Origin of the sequence: Streptococcus mitis (assembly GCF_023110375.1) — a bacterium.
Taxonomy (GTDB): domain Bacteria; phylum Bacillota; class Bacilli; order Lactobacillales; family Streptococcaceae; genus Streptococcus; species Streptococcus mitis_CI.
The window spans coordinates 1-8508 of sequence record NZ_JALDVV010000024.1 but is presented as its reverse complement, the minus strand read 5'-3'; the positions used below and the strand labels follow the sequence as shown (position 1 = coordinate 8508).

Sequence of the window (8508 nt, the reverse complement as noted above, 5' to 3'; positions counted from 1 at the left end):
ATGGGACTTTTTTTCTACAACAAAATAGGCTCCATAATATCCATAGGGGATTTACCCACTACAAATATTATAGAGCCCGATTTCAGAGCTCTTTTTGCTAGCTTATTCATACTTTTCTGAATTTTGAAAAAGAAATGTAAGCGTTTGATAGATTTACAAAAAGATTGTATAATAGGGATAAGAATAGAAAAGGAGAAGTCTCATGGCAGTTAAAGATTTTATGACCCGCAAGGTAGTTTATATTAGTCCAGATACAACAGTATCTCATGCAGCAGATTTGATGAGAGAGCAAGGGTTGCACCGCTTGCCTGTTATCGAAAATGATCAATTGGTTGGTTTGGTAACTGAGGGAACCATTGCCCAAGCTAGTCCATCCAAAGCAACAAGTCTTTCTATCTATGAGATGAATTATCTTCTAAATAAGACAAAAGTAAAAGATGTGATGATTCGTGATGTTGTCACTGTTTCAGGCTATGCGAGTCTAGAGGATGCAACTTATCTGATGTTGAAAAACAAGATTGGTATTCTTCCTGTCGTAGATAACCATCAAGTCTATGGGGTTATTACGGACCGTGACGTTTTCCAAGCCTTTCTTGAAATCGCAGGTTATGGCGAAGAAGGGATTCGTGTACGCTTTGTTACGGAAAATGAAGTTGGTGTACTCGGAAAGATTGTTTCTTTGATTGTAGAAGAAAATTTGAATATCTCTCATACAGTCAATATTCCGCGTAAGGATGGTAAGGTCATTATCGAAGTGCAAATCGATGGATCAATTGATTTACCAGCCTTGAAAGAAAAATTTGAATCAGAGAATATTCAAGTAGAAGAGATTACTCGTACTTCAGCAAAAGTCTTGTAAGAAGGGAAGCCGAAAGGCTTCTTTTTACGTTTAATAAGGGATTAGAGCAAAAGATGGAAAGAAATGATAGATTATGGTATAATAAAACGATATAAAAAAGGAGTATTTATGGACATTTCAGAAATTCGTCAGAAAATTGACGCAAATCGTGAAAAATTAGCTTCTTTCAGGGGGTCTCTTTGACCTCGAGGGTCTAGAGGAAGAGATTGCCATCTTGGAAAACAAGATGACAGAACCTGATTTTTGGAACGATAATATCGCGGCCCAAAAAACGTCGCAAGAATTAAATGAATTAAAAAACACCTACAACACCTTCCACAAAATGGAAGAGTTGCAGGATGAAGTTGAAATTTTATTAGACTTTTTAGTTGAAGATGAGTCGGTGCATGAAGAATTGGTTGAACAGTTGTCAGAACTGGATAAGATGATGACCAGTTACGAGATGACCTTGCTCTTGTCAGAACCTTATGACCATAATAATGCGATTTTGGAAATCCATCCAGGATCCGGTGGTACTGAGGCTCAGGACTGGGGTGATATGTTGCTTCGTATGTACACTCGCTATGGAAATGCTAAAGGCTTTAAAGTGGAAGTCTTGGATTACCAAGCAGGAGATGAAGCTGGTATTAAGTCAGTAACCCTATCATTTGAAGGACCTAATGCCTATGGTCTTCTCAAGTCAGAAATGGGGGTACACCGTTTGGTGCGAATTTCACCATTTGACTCTGCTAAACGTCGCCATACCTCTTTCACATCTGTAGAAGTAATGCCAGAATTAGATGATACCATTGAAGTGGAAATCCGTGAAGATGATATCAAGATGGACACCTTCCGTTCAGGTGGTGCTGGTGGACAAAACGTCAATAAGGTTTCAACTGGAGTGCGTTTGACACACATTCCTACGGGAACTGTTGTCCAGTCAACGGTAGATCGTACCCAGTATGGAAATAGAGATCGTGCCATGAAGATGTTGCAGGCTAAGCTCTATCAAATGGAGCAAGAAAAGAAAGCTGCGGAAGTCGATTCCCTCAAGGGTGAGAAAAAGGAAATCACATGGGGAAGCCAAATTCGTTCTTATGTCTTCACGCCTTATACAATGGTAAAAGATCACCGAACTAGCTTTGAAGTTGCACAAGTAGATAAGGTTATGGATGGAGATCTAGATGGTTTTATCGATGCCTATCTCAAGTGGCGAATCAGCTAAGATAGAAAGGAACTCACATGTCAATCATTGAAATGAGTGATGTTGTCAAAAAGTATGATAACGGAACGACTGCCCTACGTGGTGTTTCGGTCAGCATTCAACCAGGGGAATTTGCTTATATTGTAGGACCCTCAGGAGCAGGGAAGTCAACCTTCATTCGTTCTCTATATCGTGAAGTAAAAATCGATAAAGGAAGCCTATCAGTTGCTGGTTTTAATCTGGTTAAAATTAAAAAGAAAGATGTTCCTCTCCTACGTCGTAGTGTTGGGGTTGTCTTCCAAGATTATAAACTGTTACCAAAGAAAACCGTTTATGAAAATATTGCTTATGCAATGGAGGTAATTGGAGAAAGTCGCCGTAATATCAAAAAACGTGTTATGGAAGTCTTAGACTTGGTTGGATTGAAGCATAAGGTTCGTTCTTTCCCAAATGAACTTTCAGGGGGAGAACAGCAACGGATTGCAATTGCACGTGCCATTGTAAACAATCCAAAAGTATTGATTGCGGACGAACCAACAGGAAACTTGGACCCAGATAATTCATGGGAAATTATGAACTTGCTGGAACGCATCAATCTCCAAGGTACAACTGTCTTGATGGCTACCCACAACAGTCAGATTGTAAATACCTTGCGCCACCGTGTCATTGCCATTGAAAATGGCCGTGTCGTTCGTGACGAAGCTAAAGGAGAATATGGATACGATGATTAGTAGATTTTTTCGTCATTTATTTGAATCGTTAAAAAGTTTGAAACGAAATGGCTGGATGACAGTAGCTGCTGTTAGTTCAGTTATGATTACTTTGACCTTGGTTGCAATATTTGCATCTGTTATCTTTAATACGGCTAAACTAGCTACAGATATCGAAAATAATGTCCGAGTAATGGTATACATTCGTAAGGACGTAGCTGATAATAGTGAGACGATTGAAAAAGAAGGTCAAACTGTTACAAATAACGACTACCATAAGGTATATGATGCTTTGAAAGGTATGTCAACCGTTAAAAGTGTTACGTTTTCAAGTAAAGAAGAACAATATGAAAAGTTGACAGAAACAATGGGGGACAACTGGAAAATCTTTGAAGGCGATGCCAATCCTCTCTATGATGCATATATCGTTGATACAAATACACCAAGTGATGTAAAGACAGTAGCAGAAGAGGCTAAAAAAATCGAAGGTGTATCAGAAGTTCAAGATGGTGGTGCTAATACAGAACGCTTGTTTAAGTTAGCCTCATTTATTCGTGTTTGGGGACTAGTTATCGCTGGATTATTGATTTTCATTGCGGTGTTCTTGATTTCTAATACTATACGTATCACCATTATTTCACGAAGCCGTGAAATTCAAATCATGCGTTTAGTAGGTGCTAAGAATGGCTATATCCGCGGACCTTTCTTGCTTGAAGGTGCCTTCATTGGTTTGCTTGGAGCAACACTTCCATCAGTTCTGGTATTTATTGTCTATAAAATGGTTTACCAATCTGTTAATAAGTCATTGGTTGGTCAGAACCTTTCAATGATATCACCAGAAGTATTCAGTCCACTGATGATTGCCTTATTATTTGTGATTGGAATTTTTATCGGTTCAATCGGATCAGGAATTTCAATGCGCCGATTCCTGAAAATCTAAAATAAAATAGAAGTATATTTGAGGAGATTTTAATATCTCCTTTTTTACTACAAAAATTTTAGAAAAAAGTCTACTTTTTTTTATAAAAGCCTTTACAAAAAAAATTAAAGTGGTATAATTGAATTATAGAAAGTGCAAACGTTTTCGTAAAACGTTTGCCTAAATAAAAATAAAGGAGATTTGAATGATGAAAGATACATTCAAAAATGTCTTGTCTTTCGAGTTTTGGCAAAAATTCGGTAAGGCTTTGATGGTGGTTATCGCGGTTATGCCGGCTGCTGGTTTGATGATTTCAATCGGTAAGTCTATCGTAATGATTAACCCAACTTTTGCACCACTTGTAGTTACAGGTGGAATTCTTGAGCAAATTGGTTGGGGGGTTATCGGTAACCTTCACATTTTGTTTGCCCTAGCAATTGGAGGAAGCTGGGCTAAAGAACGTGCTGGTGGTGCTTTCGCCGCTGGTCTTGCCTTCATCTTGATTAACCGTATCACTGGTACAATCTTTGGTGTATCAGGAGATATGTTGAAAAATCCAGATGCTATGGTCACAACTCTCTTTGGTGGTTCAATCAAAGTTGCTGATTACTTCATTAGTGTTCTTGAAGCTCCAGCATTGAACATGGGTGTGTTTGTAGGGATTATCTCAGGTTTTGTAGGGGCAACTGCTTACAATAAATACTACAACTTCCGTAAACTTCCTGATGCACTTTCATTCTTCAACGGGAAACGTTTCGTACCATTTGTAGTTATTCTTCGTTCAGCAATCGCTGCAATTCTACTTGCTGCCTTCTGGCCAGTAGTTCAAACAGGTATCAATAGCTTTGGTATCTGGATTGCCAACTCACAAGAAACTGCTCCAATCCTTGCACCATTCTTGTATGGTACTTTGGAACGTTTGCTCTTGCCATTTGGTCTTCACCATATGTTGACTATCCCAATGAACTACACAGCTCTTGGTGGTACTTATGACATTTTAACTGGTGCAGCTAAAGGTACTCAAGTATTTGGTCAAGACCCACTATGGCTTGCATGGGTAACAGACCTTGTTAACCTTAAAGGTACAGATGCAAGTCACTACCAACAATTGTTAGATACTGTTCACCCAGCTCGTTTCAAAGTTGGACAAATGATCGGTTCATTCGGTATCTTGATGGGTATGATCGTTGCTATCTACCGTAATGTCGATGCTGATAAGAAACATCAATATAAAGGTATGATGATTGCGACAGCTCTTGCAACATTCTTGACAGGGGTTACTGAACCAATCGAATACATGTTCATGTTTGTAGCAACACCTATGTATCTTGTTTACTCACTTGTTCAAGGTGCTGCCTTCGCTATGGCTGACGTAGTAAACCTACGTGTCCACTCATTCGGTTCAATTGAATTCTTGACTCGTACACCACTAGCAATTAATGCTGGTATTGGTATGGATATCGTTAACTTTATCTGGGTAACTGTTCTCTTTGCCGTAATCATGTACTTTATCGCAAACTTCATGATTCAAAAATTCAACTACGCAACTCCAGGACGTAACGGAAATTACGAAACTGCTGAAGGTTCAGAAGAAGCTAGTAGCGAAGTGAAAGTTGCAGCAGGCTCTCAAGCTGTAAACATTATTAACCTTCTTGGTGGACGTGCAAACATCGTTGATGTTGATGCATGTATGACTCGTCTTCGTGTAACTGTAAAAGATGCTGACAAAGTCGGTGATGCAGAACAATGGAAAGCAGAAGGAGCTATGGGTCTTGTCATGAAAGGACAAGGAGTTCAAGCTATCTACGGTCCAAAAGCAGACGTATTGAAATCTGATATCCAAGATATTCTTGATTCAGGTGAAATCATTCCTGAAACTCTTCCAAGTCAAATGACAGAAGCACAACAAAACACTGTACACTACAAAGGTGTAACAGAGGAAGTTTACTCAGTAGCAGACGGTCAAGTTGTTGCTTTGGAACAAGTGAAAGATCCAGTATTTGCTCAAAAAATGATGGGCGACGGATTTGCTGTAGAACCTGCAAATGGAAACATTGTATCTCCAGTTTCAGGTACTGTATCAAGCATCTTCCCTACAAAACATGCTCTTGGTCTTGTGACTGAAGCAGGTCTTGAAGTACTTGTTCACATTGGTTTGGACACAGTAAGTCTTGAAGGAAAACCATTTACTGTTCATGTAGCTGAAGGACAAAAAGTTGCAGCAGGTGACCTTCTTGTCACAGCTGACTTGGATGCTATCCGTGCAGCAGGTCGTGAAACTACTACAGTAGTTGTCTTCACAAATGGTGATGCAATTAAATCAGTTAAATTAGAAAAAATAGGTTCTCTTGCAGCTAAAACAGCAGTTGCTAAAGTAGAATTGTAATATACTTGAGGTTGGAAGCTGTATTCCAACCTCTTATTTTGGGAGAAAAGAATGAAATTTTTAACACTCAATACTCATAGCTGGATGGAAAAAGAAGCTGAGGAAAAATTCCAGCTCTTGCTTGAAGATATTCTTGATAAAGACTATGATTTGATATGTTTCCAAGAAATCAATCAGGAGATTACTTCGCTAGAGGTGGAGGTTAATGACCTTTATCAAGCTTTGCCAGCTGCTGAACCTATTCACCAAGACCATTATGTTAGACTTTTGGTTGAAAAGTTGTCTGAGCAAGGAAAAGATTACTACTGGACTTGGGCCTATAACCATATCGGTTATGACCGCTACCATGAAGGTGTAGCTATCTTGTCTAAAACACCTATTGAAGCCAGAGAAATTTTAGTTTCAGATGTGGATGATCCAACAGACTATCATACACGCCGTGTTGCCTTGGCTGAAACTGTAGTTGATGGTAAGGAACTTGCAGTTGCCAGTGTCCACCTTTCTTGGTGGGATAAAGGTTTCCAAGAAGAATGGGCACGATTTGAAGCTGTCTTGAAAGAACTAAACAAGCCACTTTTGCTGGCTGGAGATTTCAACAACCCAGCTGGTCAGGAAGGTTACCAAGCTATTTTAGCTAGTCCATTAGGCTTACAAGACGCATTTGAAGTTGCTCAAGATAAAAGTGGTAGCTATACTGTTCCACCAGAAATTGATGGATGGAAGGGGAACACTGAACCCCTTCGAATCGACTATGTTTTTACTACCAAGGAGTTAGCGGTGGAAAATTTACATGTCGTATTTGATGGTAACAAGAGTCCACAAGTGAGTGATCACTATGGCTTGAATGCTATTTTAAACTGGAAATAATGACTGAAAAGAGGTTGGGATTCACAAATTCCAGCCTTTTTTACTAGAGAAGCTACTAGAAATAGCCTAAATAAGTGAGACTACTGAAATGGAATAAAATATGGTATAATTGATAGGATAGATAGAATCGAGGATATTATGTCATTTACGAAATTTCAATTTAAAAACTATATTAGAGAAGCCCTGGAGGAGTTGAAATTTACAACTCCAACAGAGGTTCAAGACAAGTTGATTCCTATTGTTTTGGCAGGTCGTGACCTAGTCGGTGAATCAAAAACAGGTTCGGGTAAGACTCACACTTTCCTATTGCCGATTTTCCAGCAATTAGATGAAGCCAGCGATAGTGTTCAAGCAGTCATTACTGCACCGAGCCGTGAATTAGCTACTCAAATTTACCAAGCAGCCCGTCAGATTGTAGCCCACTCAGAGGTAGAAATTCGTGTGGTTAATTATGTGGGTGGTACTGATAAGGCTCGCCAGATTGACAAATTGGCAAGTAACCAGCCTCATATTGTTATCGGTACGCCAGGTCGTATCTATGACTTGGTTAAATCTGGTGATTTAGCTATTCATAAAGCCAAGACCTTTGTGATCGATGAGGCAGACATGACCTTGGATATGGGATTCTTAGAAACGGTTGATAAGATTGCTGGAAGTCTTCCAAAAGACCTGCAATTCATGGTCTTCTCAGCGACTATTCCACAAAAATTGCAACCATTCTTGAAAAAATACTTGTCAAATCCTGTCATGGAGAAAATCAAGACCAAAACGGTCATTTCTGATACCATTGATAATTGGTTGATTTCTACAAAGGGACGTGACAAGAATGCTCAAATTTACCAGTTAACTCAGTTGATGCAACCGTATTTGGCAATGATTTTTGTTAACACTAAAACGCGTGCTGATGAATTGCATTCATATCTGACTGCTCAAGGCTTGAAGGTAGCGAAGATTCATGGAGATATTGCCCCTCGTGAACGTAAGCGAATCATGAATCAGGTGAAAAATCTGGATTTTGAGTATATTGTCGCAACAGACTTGGCAGCGCGTGGAATTGACATTGAAGGTGTCAGCCATGTCATCAATGATGCCATTCCGCAAGACTTATCCTTCTTCGTGCACCGTGTTGGTCGTACCGGACGCAATGGCCTATCAGGTACAGCTATTACCCTTTACCAGCCAAGTGATGACTCGGATATCCGTGAGTTGGAGAAATTGGGAATCAAGTTTACTCCTAAGATGGTCAAAGACGGGGAATTTCAAGATACTTATGACCGTGATCGTCGTGCCAACCGTGAGAAAAAACAAGATAAACTTGATATCGAAATGATTGGTTTGGTTAAAAAGAAAAAGAAAAAAGTCAAACCAGGATATAAGAAGAAAATTCAATGGGCAGTGGATGAAAAACGCCGCAAGACCAAGCGCGCTGAAAATCGCGCTCGAGGTCGTGCAGAACGTAAAGCAAAACGCCAAACATTTTAATAAAAAAAGTTGGAGTACTGAGCTCTGTACTGACCCCAAAAAGTTAGACAATTAATTTAAGCAAAGGATTTAGTTCTGTATTGTACAGGGCTAAGTCCTTTT

The 8508-nt window shown here is 39.4% G+C and carries 7 protein-coding genes; all 7 read left to right on the top strand.

Annotated elements, in window-relative coordinates; genetic code table 11:
- Window positions 1-202: 202 nt before the first annotated feature.
- The 7 genes from M1G12_RS09825 to M1G12_RS09795 all read left to right on the top strand — a co-directional run bounded on the left by M1G12_RS09825 (window position 203) and on the right by M1G12_RS09795 (window position 8406).
- A complete protein-coding gene (locus M1G12_RS09825; RefSeq protein WP_004256822.1) occupies window positions 203-859 on the top strand; it encodes a CBS domain-containing protein in 657 nt (218 codons plus the stop codon).
- A gap of 108 nt (window positions 860-967) precedes the next feature.
- Window positions 968-2063, top strand: a protein-coding gene (gene prfB / locus M1G12_RS09820; RefSeq protein ID WP_247949839.1) for a peptide chain release factor 2 whose coding sequence is annotated in 2 segments (ribosomal slippage) — window positions 968-1039 and window positions 1041-2063 — 1095 coding nt in all. Because the reading frame shifts where the segments join, the coding sequence is not laid out codon by codon here.
- Window positions 2064-2080: 17 nt separating this feature from the next.
- Window positions 2081-2773, top strand: coding sequence for a cell division ATP-binding protein FtsE (gene ftsE, locus M1G12_RS09815; RefSeq protein ID WP_247949838.1), 693 nt, complete (start codon window positions 2081-2083; stop codon window positions 2771-2773).
- Complete coding sequence (ftsX, locus tag M1G12_RS09810; protein WP_000625545.1) at window positions 2766-3692, top strand: permease-like cell division protein FtsX; 927 nt, start codon at window positions 2766-2768, stop codon at window positions 3690-3692. Before ftsE ends, ftsX begins: the two co-directional genes overlap by 8 nt.
- Before the next feature lie 184 nt (window positions 3693-3876).
- Window positions 3877-6057, top strand: a complete 2181-nt coding sequence (locus M1G12_RS09805) for a PTS transporter subunit IIBC (protein ID WP_080976378.1) — start codon at window positions 3877-3879, stop codon at window positions 6055-6057.
- A gap of 51 nt (window positions 6058-6108) precedes the next feature.
- On the top strand, window positions 6109-6924 hold the full coding sequence (locus tag M1G12_RS09800; RefSeq protein ID WP_070527986.1) for an endonuclease/exonuclease/phosphatase family protein: 816 nt from the start codon (window positions 6109-6111) through the stop codon (window positions 6922-6924).
- A 138-nt stretch (window positions 6925-7062) separates the two neighbouring features.
- Complete coding sequence (locus M1G12_RS09795) at window positions 7063-8406, top strand: DEAD/DEAH box helicase (protein WP_247942519.1); 1344 nt, start codon at window positions 7063-7065, stop codon at window positions 8404-8406.
- Window positions 8407-8508 lie beyond the last annotated feature (102 nt).